The sequence below is a fragment of the Halalkalibacter sp. HAAS-P014 genome (assembly GCF_056619965.1).
Genome location: NZ_JBWQTV010000041.1, coordinates 1 through 1,279, shown reverse-complemented (window position 1 = coordinate 1,279; position 1,279 = coordinate 1). Strand labels below are relative to the sequence as shown.

The 1,279-nt window shown below is 47.1% G+C and carries 2 tRNA genes and 2 rRNA genes; all 4 read left to right on the top strand.

The features are described 5' to 3' along the window. A 16S ribosomal RNA gene (locus AC1FXZ_RS21785) occupies positions 1–406 on the top strand; the annotation flags it as partial. A gap of 275 nt (positions 407–681) precedes the next feature. Next, positions 682–758 (top strand) — tRNA-Ile (locus AC1FXZ_RS21780). A gap of 55 nt (positions 759–813) precedes the next feature. Further along, positions 814–889: transfer RNA gene (locus tag AC1FXZ_RS21775), tRNA-Ala, on the top strand. A 272-nt stretch (positions 890–1,161) separates the two neighbouring features. Then, positions 1,162–1,279: ribosomal RNA gene (locus tag AC1FXZ_RS21770) — 23S ribosomal RNA — on the top strand; the annotation flags it as partial.

Sequence of the window (1,279 nt, the reverse complement as noted above, 5' to 3'; positions counted from 1 at the left end):
AGTTGGGCACTCTAAGGTGACTGCCGGTGACAAACCGGAGGAAGGTGGGGACGACGTCAAATCATCATGCCCCTTATGACCTGGGCTACACACGTGCTACAATGGATGGTACAAAGAGCAGCGAAACCGCGAGGTCGAGCTAATCTCATAAAGCCATTCTCAGTTCGGATTGCAGGCTGCAACTCGCCTGCATGAAGCCGGAATTGCTAGTAATCGCGGATCAGCATGCCGCGGTGAATACGTTCCCGGGCCTTGTACACACCGCCCGTCACACCACGAGAGTTTGTAACACCCGAAGTCGGTGGGGTAACCCTCTGGGAGCCAGCCGCCTAAGGTGGGACAGATGATTGGGGTGAAGTCGTAACAAGGTAGCCGTATCGGAAGGTGCGGCTGGATCACCTCCTTTCTATGGAGTATTTAACTCTAGTCGATATATGACGTCAGGTCATATACGCTTTGGTCTTTTGTTCAGTTTTGAGAGGACTCAAAACTCTCTATTTAAAGCTTTTGCTCCTGCGTCTACGAGCGTATGCTAACGAAGCATGCTTCCTCGGAGCAAGGCAGCACGAAGCAATAACTGAGAAGTGTTACATGATGTAATTGAATTCAGTAGCCTTGTTCAGTTTTGAGAGGGCTCAAAACTCTCTATTAAATACGAAATTTATTTTTTATAAATGGTGGGGGCCTGTAGCTCAGCTGGTTAGAGCGCACGCCTGATAAGCGTGAGGTCGGTGGTTCGAGTCCACTCAGGCCCACCATAATCTATAAACTAATCAAACGATTGTTTAATTGATCGTTTGTTTAAAGATGCTTGGGGCCTTAGCTCAGCTGGGAGAGCGCCTGCCTTGCACGCAGGAGGTCAGCGGTTCGATCCCGCTAGGCTCCACCAAAATATTCTATATCTTTTTGAAGGTATAGCAAGGTTCTTTGAAAACTAGATAATGCAAATAGAAACATAGTAAGTTCATCGGTATCTTATTTATAAGAGAAATTGAACGAACGTCAAGAATTCATGTCAAACCTAATTGACAATGCAATTGCAAAGAGAAACGAATAGTTCGAGGAAGCAAGTGACCGAAAGAATGGAGCGTACAATCATACGTGACATGACTGAGGTTCACGAAGCTGACGAAGAAATATGAAGGTTATCTGCAGCAATTTGGTTAAGTTATGAAGGGCGCACGGTGAATGCCTTGGCACTAGGAGCCGAAGAAGGACGCGACGAACGGCGAAACGCCTCGGGGAGCTGTAAGTAAGCTTTGATCCGAGGATATCCGAA